General features: G+C 48.7%; 18 protein-coding genes. 14 read left to right on the top strand and 4 right to left on the bottom strand.

Annotated elements, in window-relative coordinates; all coding sequences use genetic code 11:
• Positions 1 to 263: 263 nt before the first annotated feature.
• The 5 genes from Q7V32_RS04650 to Q7V32_RS04630 all read left to right on the top strand — a co-directional run bounded on the left by Q7V32_RS04650 (position 264) and on the right by Q7V32_RS04630 (position 5,054).
• Entirely contained in the window at positions 264 to 1,208 is a 945-nt protein-coding gene (locus Q7V32_RS04650; protein ID WP_304895816.1) for a class I SAM-dependent methyltransferase, read from the top strand.
• Positions 1,209 to 1,212: 4 nt separating this feature from the next.
• Positions 1,213 to 1,995: a glycosyltransferase family 2 protein gene (locus Q7V32_RS04645; protein WP_304895815.1), complete on the top strand. Its 783-nt coding sequence runs from the start codon at positions 1,213 to 1,215 to the stop codon at positions 1,993 to 1,995.
• Positions 1,996 to 2,000: 5 nt separating this feature from the next.
• A complete protein-coding gene (locus Q7V32_RS04640) occupies positions 2,001 to 2,855 on the top strand; it encodes a glycosyltransferase family 2 protein (RefSeq protein WP_304895814.1) in 855 nt (284 codons plus the stop codon).
• A 62-nt stretch (positions 2,856 to 2,917) separates the two neighbouring features.
• Positions 2,918 to 4,120 carry a glycosyltransferase gene (locus Q7V32_RS04635; RefSeq protein WP_304895813.1) on the top strand — a complete coding sequence of 401 codons (1,203 nt, stop codon included), beginning with the start codon at positions 2,918 to 2,920 and terminating at the stop codon, positions 4,118 to 4,120.
• Entirely contained in the window at positions 4,113 to 5,054 is a 942-nt protein-coding gene (locus tag Q7V32_RS04630) for a glycosyltransferase family 2 protein (protein WP_304895812.1), read from the top strand. The genes Q7V32_RS04635 and Q7V32_RS04630 overlap by 8 nt, the downstream gene beginning before the upstream one ends.
• A gap of 224 nt (positions 5,055 to 5,278) precedes the next feature.
• On the opposite strand, the gene Q7V32_RS04625 is transcribed toward Q7V32_RS04630, so the two are convergent.
• Positions 5,279 to 6,154, bottom strand: a complete 876-nt coding sequence (locus tag Q7V32_RS04625) for a LysR substrate-binding domain-containing protein (protein WP_304895811.1) — start codon at positions 6,152 to 6,154, stop codon at positions 5,279 to 5,281.
• Positions 6,155 to 6,518: 364 nt separating this feature from the next.
• On the opposite strand from Q7V32_RS04625, the gene katG reads away from it, so the two are divergent.
• Positions 6,519 to 8,741 (top strand): catalase/peroxidase HPI, encoded by a 2,223-nt coding sequence (gene katG, locus Q7V32_RS04620; RefSeq protein WP_304895810.1) that lies wholly within the window; start codon positions 6,519 to 6,521, stop codon positions 8,739 to 8,741.
• 466 nt (positions 8,742 to 9,207) lie between these two features.
• Here katG and Q7V32_RS04615 read toward each other — a convergent pair whose 3' ends face one another.
• The 3 genes from Q7V32_RS04615 to Q7V32_RS04605 all read right to left on the bottom strand — a co-directional run bounded on the left by Q7V32_RS04615 (position 9,208) and on the right by Q7V32_RS04605 (position 11,527).
• Positions 9,208 to 9,717: a hypothetical protein gene (locus Q7V32_RS04615; RefSeq protein ID WP_304895809.1), complete on the bottom strand. Its 510-nt coding sequence runs from the start codon at positions 9,715 to 9,717 to the stop codon at positions 9,208 to 9,210.
• Between the two features lie 304 nt (positions 9,718 to 10,021).
• Positions 10,022 to 10,792, bottom strand: coding sequence for a hypothetical protein (locus tag Q7V32_RS04610; protein WP_304895808.1), 771 nt, complete (start codon positions 10,790 to 10,792; stop codon positions 10,022 to 10,024).
• Positions 10,793 to 10,798: 6 nt separating this feature from the next.
• Positions 10,799 to 11,527 carry a phenylacetate--CoA ligase family protein gene (locus Q7V32_RS04605; RefSeq protein ID WP_304895807.1) on the bottom strand — a complete coding sequence of 243 codons (729 nt, stop codon included), beginning with the start codon at positions 11,525 to 11,527 and terminating at the stop codon, positions 10,799 to 10,801.
• 238 nt (positions 11,528 to 11,765) lie between these two features.
• On the opposite strand from Q7V32_RS04605, the gene Q7V32_RS04600 reads away from it, so the two are divergent.
• The 8 genes from Q7V32_RS04600 (at position 11,766) to Q7V32_RS04565 (ending at position 21,518) form a co-directional block, all read left to right on the top strand.
• A complete protein-coding gene (locus tag Q7V32_RS04600) occupies positions 11,766 to 12,452 on the top strand; it encodes a HupE/UreJ family protein (RefSeq protein WP_304895806.1) in 687 nt (228 codons plus the stop codon).
• Positions 12,445 to 12,993 carry a hypothetical protein gene (locus Q7V32_RS04595; protein ID WP_304895805.1) on the top strand — a complete coding sequence of 183 codons (549 nt, stop codon included), beginning with the start codon at positions 12,445 to 12,447 and terminating at the stop codon, positions 12,991 to 12,993. The genes Q7V32_RS04600 and Q7V32_RS04595 overlap by 8 nt, the downstream gene beginning before the upstream one ends.
• A gap of 1,209 nt (positions 12,994 to 14,202) precedes the next feature.
• The gene (hyfB, locus tag Q7V32_RS04590) at positions 14,203 to 16,332 is read left to right on the top strand and encodes a hydrogenase 4 subunit B (protein WP_304895804.1); all 2,130 of its coding nucleotides are present in this window, start codon (positions 14,203 to 14,205) and stop codon (positions 16,330 to 16,332) included.
• Positions 16,332 to 17,276, top strand: a complete 945-nt coding sequence (locus Q7V32_RS04585) for a respiratory chain complex I subunit 1 family protein (protein ID WP_304895803.1) — start codon at positions 16,332 to 16,334, stop codon at positions 17,274 to 17,276. Before hyfB ends, Q7V32_RS04585 begins: the two co-directional genes overlap by 1 nt.
• Positions 17,276 to 17,953, top strand: coding sequence for a formate hydrogenlyase (locus Q7V32_RS04580; protein ID WP_304895802.1), 678 nt, complete (start codon positions 17,276 to 17,278; stop codon positions 17,951 to 17,953). The genes Q7V32_RS04585 and Q7V32_RS04580 overlap by 1 nt, the downstream gene beginning before the upstream one ends.
• Complete coding sequence (locus tag Q7V32_RS04575) at positions 17,950 to 19,413, top strand: hydrogenase 4 subunit F (RefSeq protein WP_304895801.1); 1,464 nt, start codon at positions 17,950 to 17,952, stop codon at positions 19,411 to 19,413. The genes Q7V32_RS04580 and Q7V32_RS04575 overlap by 4 nt, the downstream gene beginning before the upstream one ends.
• Complete coding sequence (locus tag Q7V32_RS04570; protein ID WP_304895800.1) at positions 19,410 to 20,996, top strand: NADH-quinone oxidoreductase subunit C; 1,587 nt, start codon at positions 19,410 to 19,412, stop codon at positions 20,994 to 20,996. Before Q7V32_RS04575 ends, Q7V32_RS04570 begins: the two co-directional genes overlap by 4 nt.
• A 9-nt stretch (positions 20,997 to 21,005) precedes the next feature.
• Positions 21,006 to 21,518, top strand: coding sequence for an NADH-quinone oxidoreductase subunit B family protein (locus Q7V32_RS04565; protein WP_304895799.1), 513 nt, complete (start codon positions 21,006 to 21,008; stop codon positions 21,516 to 21,518).
• Positions 21,519 to 21,747 lie beyond the last annotated feature (229 nt).

The following is a 21,747-nucleotide window of genomic DNA, read 5'->3' as shown; positions in this document are numbered from 1 at the left end:
TTATGGGTTACTAAATTTATAGAGGCATTTATCGGCATGGTTTTTTAATCAGCACTGTTCGCGTGAGTAGTTGAAAGTACATTAACGCCGTCATTCCGGCATGGATTGCCGAAATCCAGGTCACAAGGATGTGAAAGTCCAACGCCGTCCATGGCTTCTGGACCCCGGCATTCCGTGCCGGGGCGACACCCACTTTTAACGCAAATAGTGACTTTTAATTCATTACTGGGTCAACACGTTTAAGAGGAATCAAGGGGATCAATATGACGACTGTATCAGCCGTTTCAGCACAGTACGGAGATGTTTTGCATGAATGTGTGGCCTGTAAGGCTGAGGAAATCAGCTATTGGCGCAGGAAAAACTTCCAGTATACGGAAAACGCCAATCACGAAGCATTTCATATCTACCGGTGTAATTGCTGCGGAACCGGTTTCCTGAATCGGCCTCCGCACCTGGCATGGTTACAGTCCATCTATCAGTATTCGGGGCAGGCCTTGACCCAGTCCATTACGCTTGAAGACGTATTGGCAAGAGAAGCCGAGTTTCCTAACTGCACCGTTGATGCAGCAAGAATGAGTCGGCAGGCTGACAGTTTCAACCATTCGGGAAATGTTCAGGCGCTTGATATAGGTTCAGGATTCGGTTTTTACACCCAGGCACTCAGACAGTTGGGTTACCGCACCGTCAGCATCAATCCCGGCACTTATGAAAACGCGGTATTCAGGGATTTGAACGGTGATGACCCGTTGCCGGTGATGTTTGAAAACTACGAAGCGTCCGGGCAGTTTGGCGTCGTGATGATGTCTCAGGTATTAGAGCATCTTCTCGAACCGGATAAAGCGATCAATAAGGTCTCCCGGATGATGGTGCCGGGAGGCGTATTGGCCTGCGCGGTGCCCAATTACCATTCGTTTTTAGTCAAACTGCTGGGAACAAAGGACAACGCCTGTTTATGGGTGCCGGAGCATGTGAATTACTTTTCCGGGAAAGGCTTAAAAGCCCTGGTCGAAAGCAATGGCTTCCGGGTTGTCAAGATCGAGCAAATCACCCGAATTCCTTTTAATGCATTATCCAAACGAATGGGGCTGAAGGGAAGGGTGGCGTCTGATATTGATCGTCTGGTCAACTCACTACAAAGGCCGTTTGCCGCTTTAATGCATCGCTTCGGTTTAGGCATTTACATCAATTTATATGCGGTGAAGGAGTAATCCTATGCTGACAATTGTAATTTTGACCAAAAACGAACAAAGCAACCTGCCGGCATGTCTTGCGGCTATCCCTGCACGCTATCCGATTGTCATTGTCGATTCAGGAAGTACCGATGATACGTTGGCTCTCGCGCAAAACCGGGGATGCCGCATCTTTAGCAATCCATGGCCGGGTTTTGCCGAACAGCGCAACTTTGCCATAAGGCAATGCGCGATCAGCACACCCTGGATTTTGTTTGTTGATGCGGATGAAATCTATCCTCAGACTTTTTACGACTGGTTTGAAGATGAAATGACCCGTAACGATGAACTGGATGTGATTATGGTGCCTTCGGTTCTTTATCTTAGAGGAAAGCGGCTCAATTACGCGCCGGGTTATCCCATTTTTCATCCCAGACTGGTGCGCAGGGCAACAACCCGCTTTGTTCGAAATCATACCGGGCATGGGGAAGCCGTTATTGATTCCTGCCGGATCGGTTATTCCAAGATCGCCTATGAGCATTATTTTTATCAGGGTGAAATCATAGAATGGATGCACAAACACGTTGATAAGGCGGCGCAAGAAGTCGTTCTGCAACCGGCAGCAGGCGCAGTGATGACGCGTCGCGGCCGTTTAAGCGTATTTCTGGGGCGTTCCTGGTTAAGAATTATGGCCCGGTTTTTATACCACTTTGTATTTCGGGGTGGTTTTTTGGATGGTTTTGCGGGCTTGGAGTTTGCGTTGATGTTTACCTGGTATGAGGCAACCATCTATGTGCAGGCCAAAGCCAAAACTCAGGAAAGGTGATTGATATGAAAGTTTCACTGGTTTTAGCAACATTGGGCAGAGACCGAGAGCTCAAGGATTTTCTGGAATCTGTCCGTGAGCAGACTTATAAAGACTTTGAGCTGATCATCATCGATCAGAACACGGACGGCAAAATTGATGCCATCGTTGAACCCTTTAAACACAGCCTCACTATCAAGCATGTCAAAGTCGATTTTACCGGGATTGCCAGAGCCAGAGATTATGGAATAGGCCAGGCTCAAGGCAGAATCATTGCCTTTCCTGATGATGATTGTGCTTACGACAAAGAGGTGCTTTCGAAAGTGGTCAATGAGTTTTCAGTCAACGAAAACCTCGCCATTCTGGTTGCCGGGTCCTATCAGTTTTCATCCAGCCGTTTCAGTATCGGCGTTAACAGTCCCAAAGCCTGCTACTTTTCCCGGTTCAGAATGATGGGTGTGGAGTTTACCCAGTTTTTTGACCTGAACCGGATTGACCGAACCCAGTTCTATTTTGATCACGACTTTGGTATTGGTTCCAAATACTCAGGCGCGGAAGGTTTTGAGCTTTTGTACCGCTTGCTCAGGGCTGGCAGTAAGGCCTTTTATAACCCCGACATTAAAATCTATCACCCGGATAAAGATCACTACAAACTGGGAACAGGGAGAATGTTGATCTATTCCACGGGCATTGGGGCTTACATAAGAAAATTCGCCAATCAGAAGGATGGGTTCATTCTTTATTACATTGTCCGCAAGATGTTTGTTGCGCCGCTGTTAAAAATGATGCTGGCTTTGCTGCTATTGAACCCCAAAAAGCTGGCTTATTCTTTTTACAATCTTATCGGTATCTGGCGCGGGTTCCTGGCTTATGGGCGTTAACTCGATCAAGACAATCATCTACCGATTTTTATTTATTCACAGTCAGATTCAGGAGAATTAGTATGGATGTGGGAGTAGTGGCTACACATATACCACCGGCCAAAGGCTACGGTGGTGTTTCAGTTACCGCAGCCGTCTTGAGCAAAGCATGGTCTGAGGCCGGTCATAAAATAATGCTCGTTGCGTCCGATGAATCCATTGAGGGGCGATTGCGGCCTGAACAGGTTCAATTGGGTGAGCATGTGGAAGTTAAACTTTATAGGTGTTACGGATTCAGGCGTTGGGGCTTTGGCTTGGGCGCGATGACTGCGTTATTCAAATTATGTCTAAAGGCACCGGTGGTTTATATTCACGGGATTGCGACCTGGCCGTCTACACTTGCCGCTGTATTTTGTGTTTTGCTGCGCCGACCGTTTATGGTGGCCGTTCACGGCGGATTGATGCCCGAACACGTTGACCTGATTCGGAAAAAAAAGCCTCATAAATGGCTGTTTTATAAAGGGTTGACCTTCCCGACGTTAAGCCGGGCTATCGCCGTGCATTGTACCAGTGAAACAGAGGCGGAAGGTGTTCGTAATGTACTCGGAAAAAATGCCCGGATACTGTTGGTTCCAAACGGCATCGGCAGCCGTGACTTTTCGGTAAGCGACTATCCTGAAGGAGAGGGCTTGAAGTTATGCTTTTTGGGTCATGTGCAGCAGGAAAAAGGCATAAATGCCTTCATCAAAGTCTGGCTGAAAGTGCGCAGACCGGCTGATCGGCTGGTGATCGCAGGGAGAAGCGTTGATGGCGACTATTTTGAAGAGTTTCAGGATTTGGTTGAAGAGTCTCAAGGCGCCATCAGCTATCGGGGTTATCTGGAGCGCGAAGAGGTTAAAGAATTGCTGGCCTCCAGTCACTTTTTGGTATTGCCGTCCGGATTGGAAGAGGCCGGTGGTATGCGGGAGAACTTTGGTAATGTGGTGGCAGAAGCTATGGCTGCAGGTCGTCCGGTATTGGTGGCAAGAGGCCTGGCCTGGGACCATCTGGAAGCACTGAACGCCGGTTTGGTTTTTGAAAGAAACGAAGCTTCGGTAGCTGAAATACTTCTTAATGCCCAGTCCATGACGCGCTCGGATTGGGAACGGCTATCGCTGAATGGACGCCGGTTTGTTGAGCAGCAACTCGATCCGGTTAAACTGGGTGAGCAGGTATGGCAGGTGTTGACCCAAAAGGCTCCCACTCACCTGCAGCAGCCTGCAGCCGAGAGATCCTCTTATGAATAAGGTCGGCCTGATTGTGCCCACGCTTAATGCGGGCCTTCTCTGGGAGGACTGGCTCAACAAGTTCGAACAACAGACCCGCAAGCCGGATTACTTGTTGGTGATCGACTCTTCGTCTACCGACAATACGGTGGCCATGGCGCTTGCTCGCGGTTTTGCCGTAAAAGTCATTGCCAAGGCCGAGTTTAACCATGGCGGCACCCGACAGGCAGGGGTCAGTATGCTGCCTGATCCGGATATTATTGTTTTTCTGACTCAGGATGCTTTATTAGCCAGTCCCGATGTCTTAGAAAGATTGTTAGCCGCATTCGATGATGACCGTGTCGGAGCAGCCTACGGGCGCCAGCTTCCACATCAGAACGCCGGGCCCATTGCCGCTCACGCCCGCCTTTTCAACTATCCGCCTGAAAGTCAGCTGCGAACTATGGAAGATAAAAAACGGTACGGACTGAAAACAGTTTTCATATCCAATTCATTTGCCGCTTACCGGCTAAACGCACTGATGATGGTGGGCGGATTTCCCGTAGATACGATCATGAATGAAGACACCTATGTCGCCGGAAAAATGCTGACTGCGGGCTGGAAGATAGCCTATTGTGCGGATGCTCAAGTGTTTCACTCTCACGATTATCGTTTTGTAGACGAATTTAAACGTTATTTTGATATAGGCGTTTTCCATGCCCGTAGTTCATGGTTGCAGCAGACCTTTGGCGGTGCCTCCGGTGAAGGTTTACGGTATGTGCTTTCGGAAACCCGTTATTTGATCAGACACGCGCCCTGGCTGATTCCTTCGGCTCTGTTCAGGACAGGCTTGAAATGGCTGGGATTTAAATTGGGCGCTCTCCATTTATCAATACCGTTCCCCCTTCGCAGTTGCTTTAGCCTGCATAAAGCCTATTGGCTACGCAAGAGGCCAGTCCAGTCGAACAATGGTTAGCCCGCATGTATCTGCTCACCCCTTCCTATTTTATTGGGTGTAGGTGCTTGATTTCAAAGGACGCATGAATACATCCATGTAGCTCTCTGCAACATCCCTGTTGCAGAAGCCTTTTCAATCAATCACCTACACCTTCTATTTCAAGTGGGCGAGTAGTTACGCCCGCATTAGGTTTAATCAGGCTGATTATGGACTTGCTCATTTACCGAACTTCAGAAACGAAGCTAGGGCAGTGGTTTATAGGCCAGCAGCTTGGCCAATGTCTCAAGAATCAAGCTTCGAGGATGATTCTGCTGCCAAACCAGTGCAATAGTCCGACTGGGTCGCTGACGGATGTTGATATAGCGAATGTCTTTATCGTCCGGCTGAATCGCTACGGAAGGCATCAGCGTCACCCCGACGCCGTTCTTGACCATGAAACGCAAGGTTTCCAGGCTGGAAGCCCGGAAGTCATGCTCCACGAATCGGGAGGGATCGCACAGCTTCAAGGTCTGATCCCGCAAACAATGGCCCTCATCCAGTAACAGCAAATTCTCCTTAGCCACCCTGTTGAGGTCTACTTCTTCCTGTTGAGCCAGAGGATGGTCATCGCACACGGCCAAGGTAAACGGGTCGTCAAACAGCATCCGGTACTCCAGAGTCTCGTGTTCCACAGGTAAGGCCAACAACGCCGCATCAAGTTTTTTGTCGAGTAGTAATCGAATCAGTGAATCGGTTTTTTCTTCGACCAGTTGAAGTTTTAGTTCAGGAAAGTGTTGCTTGATTCGAAATACATATTCCGGCAGCACGTAACTGGCCAGAGAGGGAAACGCGCCGATGGATAACTGGTTTCGATGCCGGTCACCGGCGTGGGCGGCGATTTGTCTAATGGTCTGAATATCGACGAGTACTCGTCTCGCAATGGGCAAAATCTCTTGGCATGTATCCGTCACCTCTACGCTATTTTTCTCGCGCAAAAATAAGTCTACGCCCAGATAATCCTCAAGCTTTTTGATCTGTGTGCTCAAGGTTGGCTGACCGATTGAACACTGTTCGGCTGCCTGACTGAAATTTCTTAAATCGGCTACCGCGACGAGGTAGCTCAAATCACGCAAGTTCATCGATTCTTAACCGCTTAAATGAGAGTTGATCGGCAAATAGCCAGACTATCCCGAATGATAACATCTTAAGACTATGCCTTATTGATTTGAAAAATAGCGCTATCGATGAAATCAATTTCAAAAATCATGCGTTATCCGGTTCAATACATTCGCCGAAATAAGCATTTGTCAGTGTCTAAATCCGCAAATTTGAAACGTAGTAAAGACACTACTTCATAAAATAAAATGTTTTGGACAGGTGAGATGTTATCGCCACGATAACCAATTGTTTAGCCGTGATAGACTCTATTCGGAAGCGGTACCTAAACTGAACAAATACAGCATGCTTTTTCGCATCACCCCAACAAGGAACAAGAGGTACATTATGAATATGAAACAAACTTTCCTGGTTTCTGCGTTAGCAGTAGCCGTTTCAGCGGTGTTGACGGGCAATCCGGCTTTGGCCGAGACACAACCGACAATGAATAGTTTTTGGTGGCCGGATCAGCTGGATCTGAAACCGCTTCGCCAGAATACAGCAGAATCCAATCCGTTGGGTCAAACATTCAACTATGCCGAACAATTTAAAACCCTCGACCTCAAAGCGGTGAAAATGGACATCGCAACCGTACTGAAAACCTCCCAGCCTTGGTGGCCGGCAGACTACGGTAATTACGGGCCGTTTTTCATCCGCATGGCATGGCACAGTGCCGGCGTATACCGGATCTTTGACGGACGCGGCGGCGCGTCCGGTGGCCAGCAACGCTTTGAGCCTCTAAACAGCTGGCCGGATAACGTCAATCTGGACAAAGCCCGACGCCTGTTGTGGCCAGTGAAACAGAAATACGGCAGCAAACTGTCTTGGGCTGACCTGATGGTGCTGGCCGGCAATGTTGCTTTAGAAGATATGGGTTTCAAAACGATAGGCTTTGCGGGCGGTCGCGCAGACGACTGGGAAGCCGAGATCGTCAACTGGGGATCGGAAAAGAAATTTCTTGCCGATGAGCGCCATGACACTCAAGGCGAGCTGGCCAAACCGTTGGCTGCCGTGCAAATGGGGTTGATCTACGTCAATCCGGAAGGTCCGGGAGGCAACCCCGATCCGTTGGCGGCTGCCAAACATATCCGGGAAGCCTTCGGCCGTATGGCGATGAATGACGAAGAAACGGTAGCGCTGATTGCAGGCGGACATACCTTCGGCAAGGCGCACGGCGCGCATAAGCCGGAAGAATGTGTAGGCAAAGAACCGGCTGCCGCAGGCATTGAAGAACAAGGCCTGGGTTGGGCTAACAAATGTGGCACAGGTCATGGCGTAGATACAGTCAGTAGCGGACTGGAGGGTGCTTGGTCAACCAATCCGACGCGCTGGACGCATGATTATCTGACCTGGCTTTATTCGTTTGAATGGGAAACCACCAAGAGCCCGGCCGGTGCGACACAATGGATTCCCAAAAACGGCCAAGGCGTCAACTTTGTTCCGGACGCGCACGACCCGAACAAGCGCCACACGCCGATTATGTTTACGACCGATATCGCATTGAAAATGGATCCCGAGTATCAAAAAATTTCTAAGCGTTTCCTGGATAACCCCCAGGATTTCGAGCTCGCGTTTGCCAAGGCCTGGTTCAAGTTGACCCACCGCGACATGGGGCCCAAGGCGCGCTACGTGGGTACCGAGGTACCGGCCGAAGACTTTATCTGGCAGGATCCTATCCCTAAAGTCGACCACAAGCTGATCGATGATAAAGACATAGCCAAACTGAAGTCGGCTATCCTGGCCTCCGATTTAACCATTCCGGAGCTGGTTAGGACGGCGTGGGCTTCTGCAGCGACGTTCCGCGGAACGGATATGCGCGGCGGTGCGAACGGGGCGCGAATTCGCCTGGCTCCGCAGAAGGATTGGGAGATCAACGACAGTGTTGAACTTATGAAGGTGTTGAATCGACTGGAAAGTATCCAGAGCGACTTTAATCGCTCACTGAAAGGCGACAAGAAGGTGTCGCTCGCCGATGTGATCGTACTGGGCGGTTCCGCAGCGGTCGAAGAAGCCGTCAAAAAAGCCGGTTCCAAGGTACAGGTACCCTTCCGTCCGGGCCGGATGGATGTCACGCAGGAACAAACCGATGCCAACTCTTTTGCGGTCCTGGAACCCAAAGCCGATGGTTTCCGCAATTACTTCGGCAAGGAAAACTCACAGTCACCGGCGGAAATGCTGGTCGAGCGAGCCAACTTCTTGACCTTGAGCGTGCCTGAAATGACAGTGCTGGTCGGTGGTATGCGCGCGCTGGATGCGAACGCCGGCCATTCCCAACACGGCGTATTCACCAGCCGGCCAGGCACCTTAACCAACGACTTCTTTGTAAACTTGCTAGACATGGCTACCCAATGGACCCAGTCATCATCAGCGGGTATTTATGAAGGGCGAGACCGAACAAATGGACAGGTCAAATGGACAGCTACGCCGGTCGACTTGATCTTCGGCTCCAACTCCGAGTTGCGTGCGGTTGCGGAAGTCTATGGCTCTGACGATGCCAAAGAAAAGTTCGTTCAGGACTTTGTCAATGCATGGAGCAAGGTGATGAATTTGGATCGTTTTGACAAACTCTGATCGTATCTGCTAATCCCTCGCATTTTATTGGGTGTAGGTGATTGATTGAAAAGGCTTCTGCAACAGGGATGTTGCAGAGAGCTCACGCCGCATTTATTGGGTTAAAAACGCCAGAAGTGGTGTATCGGATGGCTGCGGGCGGTGGTGCCACGATTGTGGATAAATTTAACGAGGCGACGGAAGCGTCAGTCCCCGTTTAGAAGAATTGGGACGGCGCTATTCAGCTGGAGTGGGAACAGGGCTCTATCTTAAACTCAGTAATAATTTGTCTGGACAATGGGGTTCACTTTGCATTATGAGACGATAAAAAACGAAACAGTCAATCGAGGGGGATTAAGCGACAAGCAAAATCTTTTCCTATACTGACTGTGCCACGAAATGTAAGTTACTTAACGCTTTTTATGTGTTTGTGCTCTTTTGAACCAGCTGTGTTGGTTTCATTGTTGCGAAGTTTATAACTGTATTATCAACGAGCGCCGGATGCTTCATCTGGCGTGTCCATAATGCGGTTTAACAGGTTAGTCTGTTGCGATACTCTATCGGCTTGAGTTAAGTCGATCATCGTTTTAAGTTCTGCAAAACGTTTCTCTGCTTCTTTCAGGTCTTCGGTTGCTTTAGCCAAATTGCCGCCTTTTACAGCGCCTCGGGCTTGTTTCAAATAGCCATTAGCGCGGTTACGATTCCGGTCAAGCTTGTCATTAGCATTGATTTCCTTACTCAACTTCAAGGCATCTTTGATGTTTACGATAATGGGATCCTCGCCAGCTTTAACGCTGTCTGTTGCACCGCCGCTTTTTCTTATCTCAATGGCTTTCAATGCTTCAGTAATTTGACCCAAAGTAGCATCAATTCCTTCAATCGGAGTCATTCTGTTATACATACAGGCCATGCCTAAACAGACATCAGCTGTAGCTGAAAGTGATCCTAAAGAAAGTGCCAATGTAGTCGCTACGACAGCAGTTTTTAATAATTTCATGTAAAGTCAGCCTTATTGTATTTATTATTATTGTTAGGTCTGCAACTGCCTAAATATAAAATTATTCAATCAGTTCCAAGACGGATCAAACTTTATCATAACTTTTGTGTATATCACAGGAGTCCCAGCAATTCTCAATTTGAAGCAAAAAAAGGGCTGGGGGAAGCTTTTTGAGGATGTCGGCAGCAGGGATGCTGCTGTCAAGCCCCCATGGAAGGGTTTACGGCGTTCCTCGAAAGGCTTTTTCTAACCCAGAATGACGCTGAAACCCTCAAGCTGGGAATTGCTGATTACCGGTACTTTGCTATTTTCGGGTATAGCGATGTTTTACGCCGGCAGGGAAATACTCGGGGTCAGCAAAAGCATGCAGGCTAACCTGAGGCATTTGTCGTTCAGTGGGTGTGTAATGGGCAAATTCGCTATTCAGACGTAACAGCTCTTTGCGTATGGACTCGGCAATCATCGGCGCCATGGTTTCGTTTGCTGCCATACCGGGTAAAAGCTCTACGGCAATGTGCAGAATCTTATCGCCATCGCCGGATTCCCGTGTTTCCAAAACGAATTTACCGGTGACCCAACCCATAATGTCAGGATACTCTAAGCCAACACTTACATTTTCCGGATAAATATTGGCGCCGTAGTAAGACACCGTAAAGTCAGCTCGGCCGAATACATAGACAAAGGGTAATTCTCGAGGTTGAAAATCGTTGGGCAGATCTAATTGGTTCAAAGCCTTTACACCTTGTGACTCAAGGAATGCCCTCATTTCATCGAAACGAATTAAGCCGCCCTTGTCAGCAATGTGATAACGCAGCAAAGGTACGCTGTTTTCGCCGGACACGACCAAAGTGCCTTCTTGTGTTTCGAAAAATCGGCTGACAGGATCATACTGTACCAACGTCGGCAAACGCGATTCACCGAACAGTTGTCGTGCGGCGGCCGGATGCCTGGCGAACCAGCGGCGAATGGCGATACTCAGCGGCGTTTCGTTGCCGAGTACCCCGCCATCAGCCGTGCCATAGAGCGATGCGGAATCAAAACACGGCGCTGTCGATCCGGTGCGCTGGCCGATCAACTCTCGTCATTCCTCACTGAACACTTCGCCGGCAAAGACCAATTTGACGTGGAAATTGTGCCAGTCAATGTTCTCGGCGATACCGGCGTCGATCACGTCTTTGACAAATGGCGGATAACCCAACAGCACCGTCTGATCAAAATGAGGCGCTAATTCGCGGACTACGCGAAAAATCTCGGACTTATTATTGCCCGGTGTCGCCACCATCAGCGGATAACCTTTCTGAGCCAAATGCCAGCAGCAGGATGTCGTAAACAAGCCTCCTACCCAGTTACCCAGAGCAAAACAAACGATTGCCAAAGTGCTGCGTTCGTGAGCGCGAAAACTGTCGTGAAACACCTGTTCGAACCGGAGCGCCACATCCAGTTCATAAGTTGCAGAGCGAGGCCAGAACGTCGGCTGACCGGTAGAACCGGAAGAAACGGCCACCCGGTCAGCACCCTTTAGACTGCCGCCGAAGCAGCGATCCGGTAACGGATACGTTTGCATGTAATCGCTTTTACCCATCAGCGGCAGATCGAGGAATTTCTGATAGGTCGTTATGTCAGCCGGATTGATTTGTCGTGTGGCAAGAAAGTGGCGGTAAGCAGGCACCTCGACCGCACAGCGTTGAAATAAAGCCAATGCATGGTCTTCCGCATTGACAGCAAGGTGTTCTGCCAACAGTTCATCCAGTGATGAGTTGATAAAGCGGTTGAAAATACCGTTAGGGGGTGGCTTTAGCAGGGTGGTCATAAATTAGCTCTCCGACCGTTGGACCTAAATGTCTCACTGGATTCATTATTATCGGCTTTCGCGTGACTTGGCAATCCTAAATTGGCAAGGCTTAGCTTGATCTGAACAGTATTTACTCAACCGGCAAACGGCAACGACGGAGATGCTATTTATATCAGCGTAAAAATGCGTTATGGCATCAAACTACAGATAGAGCGACAATCTTATTCCAATTACTTAAAAACAGGATTTTTTAACGATGACACCCTTAACACGAATTGGCCTGCCATTTCTGATATTTTTGCTGAGTTTCGGTGTTCTGGCTCATGGCGTTGATGTCAATACTGAGCGTTTTTTATTGGCTAACCATGGAACAGCCATAGGGCCTTTTCTTTATATCGGCGCCAAGCACATGGTAACCGGTTATGATCACCTCCTTTTTCTTATTGGCGTGATTTTCTTTTTGTTCCGTACCCGAGATGTATTGATTTATGTCAGCTTGTTTACCCTGGGGCATAGCTTGACTCTATTAGGGGGTGTGTTAAACCAGATCGCGGTGAATCCTTTTGTAATTGATGCCATTATAGGACTCTCAATTGTCTACAAAGGTTTTGATAATCTGGGCGGCTTTCGGTGTTTGTTCGGCTTTCAACCCAATACAAAAATTGCGGTGCTGATTTTTGGCTTGTTTCATGGATTTGGTTTAGCGACCAAATTACAGGACTTTGACTTGCCGCAACTGGATTTATGGACAAACTTACTAGCTTTCAATGTCGGAGTGGAGTTAGGCCAGTTTATCGCGCTACTTTTTATTTTGATCGCACTCAATTTTTGGCGCAGACATGAAAGTTTTTATTCGTTTTCAACTGCAACCAATACCTTTTTAATGACAGGCGGACTTGTTTTGTTCGGTTACCAAATGACAGGGTTTCTAACCAATGGCTAAATTTATGAAGGATACTTATCCTCCGGCTCAATCAGTAAAGTCGCTTGTTTTAGCCAGCACGCTTGCGATGCTGTTGGCGTTCATTGTTTTAATAACCGCGGTATTGCCCGCAGAATATGGCATTGATCCAACCGGATTCGGGAAAATGATGGGCTTAAGCGCATTGTCAGGCTCTTCCAAGGGCCGTCCTGTAGTGGCTTCCTGCAAAGACCAGTTGGCCGAATGGTCCGATTCGGTCACACTTGTGGTTCCCGGTCACAGTGGTTTGGAATATAAGTTTCATCTGCTGAAAGGCGCTAAATTGGATTATGCCTGGAAAACAGAGGGCGCTCATGTCTATTTCGATCTTCATGGCGAACCAAAAGGGGATAAATCCGGTTACTTCAAAAGCTTTAAGATCAGTACTGAAAATCATTCTGCCGGAACATTAACCGCTGAGTTTGAAGGGCCACATGGCTGGTATTGGGAGAATAAATCGCAATCACCCATTACTATCATGTTGAACACACAAGGGGATTATCGGATTTTGGGCTTGATGTAATGACGTGAAGCCTCTGTTTTATTGACGGAAGCCGTTTTACCTGTTGCCGTACTTAAAATCGATCCCTCGATCGCCAAAGCAAAATTAGGGTCTTCCATGAGCCAAGAAATCAGCTCAAATTACCATTAAAATAGTTAATCGACTTTAAACCCAGCTTGATAATTGCCCATTGACCTATTGGGAATGAAAAGCTGATGCACCGAATAGGTTGCGGTTGGCGATAGCCAACCCAACATTTCAAGGCCATGGTATTAATTGTTGAGCTGAGAAATGCAGACAACCCAATCAAAATTATACTTTGCACGGTCATGTTTGCGGCTTTTATGGCAATGCTATTTATACTCATCGTAGATCGAAATTCGGCATCGGGGTGCCCGTCAAAGGACGCCGTAAATACATCCATGTAGGCTCTATGCCAGCATCCATGCTGGCAAAGCCTTTGCCGAACACCCCGTTGCCTCCTTAGGCACTGCCGAAATTTGAAGTGCGAAAGGTATAGTTCGAGAGCAAGGCGCGGAAACAGGCGCATAGCAAGCTATGTAACTGTTTTCGCAACGCCGCTATCGGACAAAATAGCGCGTCAGAAATCCGCAAATGTGGCCACGCGAAGTATACAGATAATCTTACGCCTCCATTCAGTCTGGATCTGACCCTTCTCGCTCGCTGTTTTGTCTTATAAATAATGTGTTATTACTGAAAAACCGTCTGGTATCCGGTCTGTTTGGTGAGATGTCGGCAGCTTGGAAGCTGCGGTCAAGCCTCGCGTGGACGGCTGCTTTGACAGGCATAGCCTGCACCTTTAACCAAGTCGACCGATTTTTCAGTAGGAGTAACAGAGTTAGAATACTATTTAAATAATAATAAAGTAGATATAATACTATTTTAATAGTAAAAAATAACCAGAAGTGTCATTCGGTTTTTAAAATTCCAGTAAGCGAATGCCTTATGGGGCATATTGACAGCCTAACTGCTAACGTTCTGAGGGGAATCGATGGGTAATCCGGTAGTGCAAGCGTCTACTTCGACATGCGGCTTGGCCAAGCTGAACGCAAATTTGCATAGCGGACTTGGATTCCTAACCGGATTTCTGGTCCTGCTGAACCATCAGCGGTTATGTTCGTTCTTGAAAAAGGGTGCTATTTCTTTGTCGTTCAGCACAAGCAGTTTGCTTGAAGTTGATTTTCGCAAATCGCCGCAGAGCTCAAAACCATGATGACCATGATACTTGCCTATAACGCCGTATTACTCAGTTTTGCTTCCGGCTTGTTAGCTCTGTTGTCCAATCAGCGCGCGATGCTAATGGCCTTGAGTCAGCGTTATTTAACTTCGGACTTCCATTATCCACGCTGCCGAAAATTTCTGGATAGAATCCTTGAGGAAAATCGACATGCGTCTTTGCACAGGCGAGCGGTGTTTGTTCTGCTTGGCTTATCCGGAGTTTTTGCCGTGCTTGCCGGTCTCGCCGTTATGATGGGGCAAGACAGTTTAACGGATCAAATCGGACTGGGTCTGCCTTGGTTGCCGTGGCATGTTCGCTTTGACGGTTTATCGGGTTTTTTCTATTTGATCATCGGTATTGGGGTCATTGCCGTCAGTTTATACGGTCCGGCTTATGTTGCCTTCTATCAGGAAAGCCAAAATCCCTTTGCGGTGCTTGGCTTGTTTACCGGATTGTTTGTAGGTGGAATGTTATTGGTATTGTTGGCGGACGATGCCTTCTTTTTTATGATTGCCTGGGAATTAATGTCGGTTGCCAGTTATTTTCTGGTCGCATTTCAGCATGAACACTCGGCTAATCGGCGTGCCGCGTTTATCTATTTATTGATGGCGCAAGTCGGCGCTTTAGCCATCATCCTGAGTTTTGGTGTCTTGGCCAGTTTCAGTGATGGGTTTACTTTTGATGCATTACGACAGGCCACTTTATCACCAACCTGGGCAAGTATCGCTTTTGTGTTGGCTTTACTCGGCTTTGGCATGAAAGCAGGTATAGTGCCGGTGCATGTCTGGTTGCCGGAAGCCCACCCGGCAGCACCTTCGCATATTTCCGCATTGATGAGTGGCGTGATGCTCAAGGTGGCCGTTTATGGCCTGATCCGGTTTTGCTTCGATTTGCTCGGTGAGCTGCAATGGCAGTGGGGCGTCGTGCTTTTAGTGCTGGGAACGGTATCCGCAGTGGGCGGCATTTTATACGCGATGATGCAACCCAACTTGAAAAGACTGTTGGCTTACAGTTCCATCGAAAATATCGGCATTATTTTCATGGTGCTGGGATTGTCCATGATTTTCATGGCTAATGGCCATCCTCAGCTTGCCGCACTGGGTTTTCTTGCTGCGTTGTTTCATGCCTTCAATCATTCTCTCTTCAAAAACCTGCTCTTTTTAGGCGCGGGGATACTGCAGCATCAAACCCATGATTTGAATATCGACACGATGGGTGGACTGATCCAGCGTATGCCGCAAACCAGCTTTTTGTTTTTAGTGGGGTGCATGAGCATTTCGTCATTGCCCTTATTCAACGGCTTTGTCTCGGAATGGCTGGCTTTCCAGACCGCCTTGCAGGTCGATGTGCTGGACAACGGGGTACTGCGCAGCCTCATTCCAGTATCCGCAGCGGCTTTGGCCTTGACTGCGGCCCTGGCTGCGGCCTGTTTTGTCAAGGTGTTCGGCATGATTTTTCTGGGTTTGCCGCGTTCGCGCAACAGCGAAAAAGCTCAGGAAGTCAAAGATAAATCGATGTTATACGGTCCTGCATTGTTAGCCGGTTTGTGCTTCTTTTTCGGTATTTTTCCCAACCTCATCATCAATTTATTGAATGGCGTTGCCAAGCAGTTGCTGGGTCAATCTCTACCTAACGATACCGCATTGAGCTGGTTGTGGTTGGCGCCGGTTTCTGCGAATAAAGTTTCCTATTCTCCACCTATGGTCTTGGTGGGCGTATTAATTGCCGGAGGCATCAGCTTTTGGTATCTGCGCCGGAATCTGGAAACTAAAACCATGCGGCGAGCGGCTGCCTGGGATTGCGGTTTTGGGGGCTTAACACCCCGCATGCAATATAGCTGCAGCGCATTTACCATGCCGTTTCGGCGAATTTTTGCCAGGGTCTGGCTGATAGATGAACGTGTTGATAAAGAAATGCAGGGGGCGATGGATATGGAAGTCAAAGCGGTCCATTATCATTTGCAGGTTCAGGATCACAGCTGGCCAAGGCTTTACCAGCCCATTACGCATGGTGTCAATCAACTGGCCAAACAGGTAGGCCGGATTCAGACCGGAAATATTCGTGTTTACTTGGGCTATTCGTTTGTCACATTAATTCTTATGTTGTGGGTGATCAGCTGATGACATGGTTACTCGCGATCTTTCAGACACTTCTATTTGTAGCCTTGGCACCGTTGTTGGCCGGTTGGTTGAAATGGTGTAAATGTCATTTACAAAATCGACAAGCCCCCTCATTGTTGCAGCCTTATCGGGAGTTATTAAAACTGACCCGCAAACAACCGGTGGTGGCGGAACACGCCTCGTGGATTTTTACCCGGGCGCCCTATATCATATTTTCCGCGACGGTGCTGGCTGCCTCGATAGTGCCGTTGATCGCAGTTGATTTACCAACTGCCGCCATAGCGGATGTGATCGTTTTGGTGGGCTTTTTTGCCTTCGCCCGGTTCTTCCTGGCCCTGGCCGGGCTCGATATAGGGACCGCATTCGGCGGTATGGGATCCTCGCGTGAAATGACCATTTCCTCACTAGCTGAACCCGCGATGTTGATGGCCATCTTTACCCTGACCATGACGGCCTCGACCACTAACTTATCTTTTGCCATCGTACATGTTCTGAATGAAGGCTTGGTGCTGAGGCCTTCGTTTGTGTTTGCACTGTTTGCGCTGATGCTGGTAGCCATCGCAGAAACCGGACGGATTCCGGTCGATAATCCGGATACCCATCTGGAACTGACCATGATTCATGAAGCCATGATACTTGAGTACAGTGGCCGTCATCTCGCATTGATCGAATGGGCCAGCCAGGTGAAGCTGATGCTTTACGGCGTATTGATTGCCAACATCTTTTTTCCCTGGGGCATTGCCCAAGGTTTTTCAATTCAAGCCCTCGCTTACGGATTGTTGGCAATCATAGTCAAGTTGGCCTTATTGGCCATTCTGTTGTCAATCTCCGAAACCTTACTCGCGAAAATGCGCTTGTTCAGGGTGCAGGAATATCTCAGTTTTGCCTATTTGTTGGGGTTGTTGGGTATGTTAAGCCACATCATTCTGGAGGCTTCGCGCTGATGAATATCGAACAACAGGATTTTTATACTCAAGCGATCTTGTCGATGGCCGCCTTGATTGGACTGGCTTCTTTTTTGATGCTGGGGCAAGGGCGCTTATTACGACTCATTTTTGTGTTTGCTCTACAGGGTTTGTTATTGACCCTGACCGCGGCACTGTCTGCTTACAGCCTGGATAATCATCATCTTTATATTTCGGCAGGGCTGACGCTGGTGCTTAAAGTGATGTTTATCCCCTGGATGCTGAGACGGCAGGTCTTGGCCATGCACATGAACCGGGATGTTGAAGCACTGGAAAACAAGACCTTGGTGATGCTGGGCGGGGCCAGTTTGATGGTGTTCAGTTATTATGTCCTTCATCCGATTGTCCAAAGCTCTTCAACCATCATGGTCAACGCACTGGCGGTCAGCTTATCGGTAGTCTTGCTGGGTATGCTGTTAATGATTTCTCATCGGCAGGCGGTGGCCCATGTGGTGGGGTTTATGTCTATAGAAAACGGTTTGTTTTTCGCGGCCATTGTCGCTACCAACGGCATGCCGATGGTGGTCGAATTGGGTATTGCCTTTGATGTGCTGGTAGCGGCCGTACTGTTTGGTATCTTTTTCTTTCATATCCGGACCAGCATTGATTCGCTGGATGTTGATCGCTTGAATCGTCTGAATGAGATCGATCAATGATCGCTGCCTATGTGCTGCTGTTGGTGCCGTTTCTGGGTATTGCCTTTTTCGGTCTGACCGGACATCGTGACGATACCGGCAAGGTCAATATTGGCCTTAATACCTTCAGCTTTCTGGCGTCGATCTGGTTGGCGGTCAAGGTGCTAAACGTCGGCAGTCTTTACTCGGCTGACCAGGCATTTCTGATCGATTCGTTCAATGTTTACCTGATCATGCTGACCGCATTCGTGGGTTTGACCACCTCGATTTTTTCGGGTCCGTACATGGCGCACGAAAAAGAATTGGGCAAACTAAACGACCGGCGCTTGAAATTGTATTACTCGATGTATCAGGGCTTCATGCTGGCCATGTATCTGGTTTTGACGACCAATAACATGGGCGTGATGTGGGTGGCGATGGAAGGTGCGACGCTGGCGACCGTTTTATTGGTCAGCCTGTATCGAACCCCTGAGTCGATAGAGGCGGCCTGGAAATATTTTATACTTTGCGGCGTCGGTATTGCCCAGGCACTTTTCGGTACGATTTTGCTGTATTACGCCGCCGTGCAAATCGGTGACAGCGAACATGCCTTGCTGTGGTCCGTGCTTTACGAAAATGCCGATAAACTCAATCCTGATATTTTAAAGATCGCTTTTGTATTTTTGCTGATCGGCTACGGCACTAAAATCGGTTTGGTGCCATTGCATAACTGGCTGCCCGATGCCCACTCCGAGGGTCCGACACCGATGTCAGCCGTATTGTCCGGCTTATTGCTGAATGATGCCTTATATGCAGTCGTACGCAATAAAATGCTGGTCGATGGCGCTACACAGAATAATTCGGCCGGGCTCTTGATGATGGGTTTTGGTTTGTTGTCGTTTCTGGTGGCCGCAGTGTTTTTGCATCGCCAGAAAGACATCAAACGGCTGTTCAGCTACTCCTCCATCGAGCACATGGGCATCATGACTTTTGCCTTCGGGATGGGCGGACCGCTGGCAACATTTGCGGCCTTGCTGCACATGACCGTGCATTCACTGACTAAATCAGCCATTTTTGTTACAGTCGGACACGCCGCTCAAGTGGCCGGCACTCAAGATATTAAAAAGATCCGCGGTCTCATCAAAACTCAGCCCAAGATAGGCTGGGGCTTGTTAATAGGGACTGTGGCGATTGCAGGCTTTCCTCCCTTCGGCGTGTTTACCAGCGAGTTCTTAGTCCTTTTGGCGACTATGCATAGTTATCCCTGGTTAGCGCCCGTATTGTTATTGGGCATAGGCATCGCCTTTGCCGGATTGTTCAGACATATCCAGCCCATGGTCTTCGGCGAGCAGCCTGAAGGTCAATTGCCGGTCAAAGCCAATCTATGGCCAGTGTTCATCCATTTGGGACTGGTTTTTTGGTTGGGTTTAGCCATTCCGGATTTTCTCGCTAACTGGTTTTCACAGGCTACCTTACTGATCTCGGGGAGTACGCCGTTATGAATGCGTTAAACTGGACTGAAACGCTACGCCAGCAACTTGAAGAGGCCGGTATTGTCGTTGATCAGCAAGAACTCACTCACAGCCAACCCGCTGTATTGTGGGAGATTAGCGCCAAAGACTGGCACCCACTTGCTGAAGTATCCATGCTTCAAGGCTTGCGTTGGTCGGCAGGTTGGGCTGAGCAAAACGGTGAACAATTCACGGTCCATGCCTTGTTTGAAAAACAGGGCATTTTTCTGCTTGTACGCACCAGGATAGGCTGTAAAAAGCCCGAATTACCCAGCCAGGCCAGTATCTATCCAGCGGCGAGTCGAAGCGAACGCCATACTCAAGATATGTTCGGCATCAAATTCATTGGGCATCCCGATAAGCGGCCCTGGACGCGGCATAAAGCCTGGGATAAACACACTCATCCATTACGTAAAGATTTTCCGGCACAGGGTTCTCCTGAAAATATTACCCCGCCCGATATGGATTACCCTTTTATCAGATCGCATGGGGCAGGGACTTATGAAATTCCTGTGGGTCCGGTACACGCCGGGATCATCGAGCCCGGCCATTTTCGCTTTCAGGCAGTGGGCGAGCTGATTCTGAATTTGGAAGAGCGCTTAGGCTATGTGCATAAAGGTATAGAAAAAATAGCCGAAGGCAGAACGCCGCAAGCTTTGGCGCGTTTAGCCGGGCGGGTATCCGGCGACACCACGGTAAGCCACAGTTGGGCCGCTTGCATGGCTATGGAACAAGCCGCAGCTTTATCAATACCGGGTCGGGCGGCCCTGATTCGCGGCATTCTTGCCGAACGCGAACGGGTGGCCAACCACTTGGGTGATATCGGAGCCATTTGTAATGATGTGGCTTTTGTGTTTGCTCAAATGCAATTCACCCGCGTACGTGAAAACTGGCTACGAACCAATGCGTCAGTGTTTGGCCATCGCTTGTTGATGGATTGCGTGATTCCGGGCGGTGTTAAATCCGATATCTCGGATTCAGAGGGTCGCCTGATCAAGCAGGATATTATCCAGCTCAGAAAGGAACTGACCGATATCATCACCGCACTGGATTTGAACTCATCACTGGAAGACCGCGTTTACACCGCAGGTTTTTTGCCGGAACACATAGCCACAGCTTACGGCACCGTCGGATATGTCGGCAGGGCCAGCGGTCAGGATTTTGATGTGCGAAGAGACTTGGCTTATCCGCCTTATGATCAAGTCAAATTTAAAGTCGCGGTGGAAAGCCAGGGGGATATCGCTTCCCGATTTTGGATACGTTATAAGGAAATAATGGCGGCACTAAAACTGATTGAGCAGTTTATTGACTTGCTCTCTCCCGGAGAGATTCTGAATGACTGGCAAGTCCCTGTTGCCGGAAGTGAAGGATTGGGTATTGTTGAAGGGTGGCGCGGCGAAATCGTTACATTTCTCCGTTTCGATGCGGACAATAAAATTTCGCGTTTTTATCCACGAGATCCCAGCATTCTGAACTGGCCGGTCCTGGAAAAACTGGTGCTGAACAACATTGTTCCGGATTTTCCGGTATGTAACAAATCCCTGAATGGCTCATATTCAGGGAACGATTTATAGGGAGCGGGCATGCTAAGACTGTTTAAGAAAATTCTTACTACCGGGATTGTTACCGAGCCAGTCAAGGTGCCTAAGGATGCTGAACTGGAACATTTGGGTATAGCAATCAAACGCCATATAGACCTGAAGTTTACCGGCAGCATCGCGATACGCCAAATCGATGCAGGTTCGTGTAATGGCTGCGAGTTGGAAATTCATGCTTTGAACAATCCATATTATGATATTGAGCGCTTCGGCATACATTTTGTCGCATCACCCCGTCATGCCGACGTTTTGCTGGTCACCGGGCCGGTTTCCAGGCACATGCAAACAGCCTTGCTTCGCACTTACGAAGCCACATCTGATCCGAAATGGGTGGTTGCGGTAGGTGATTGTGCTGCCTGCGGAGGTGAGTTTGGCGTTTCTTATGCCAGTTGTGGTGCAGTATCCAATGTCATTCCGGTAGATGCCGTCATTGCAGGTTGCCCCCCAACACCTCTGGCGCTTTTACAAGGTTTACTGTCCTTGTGCGAAAAGCACTGATAACCAGCAATTCCACGGTTGATGATAAAAAAAGGGGGCGTAAGCTTTACGGGAATGTCGGCAGCAGGGATGCCCGTCAAAGGATGCCGTAAATAGTGTCTGAAAGAAAACTCAATTTTTTATAATTTCGCCGTTGCTTTGATGACGATTTTCCGGGAATTTTGCCTTCAGATCGAACGCTCAGACACGCTGATTGCGTCTAATTGAGAAACATTCCTATTTGCGCCGA

It is taken from the genome of Methylicorpusculum sp. (genome assembly GCF_030651835.1).
Classification (GTDB): domain Bacteria; phylum Pseudomonadota; class Gammaproteobacteria; order Methylococcales; family Methylomonadaceae; genus Methylicorpusculum.
This window is presented reverse-complemented; position numbering and strand designations above follow the sequence as displayed.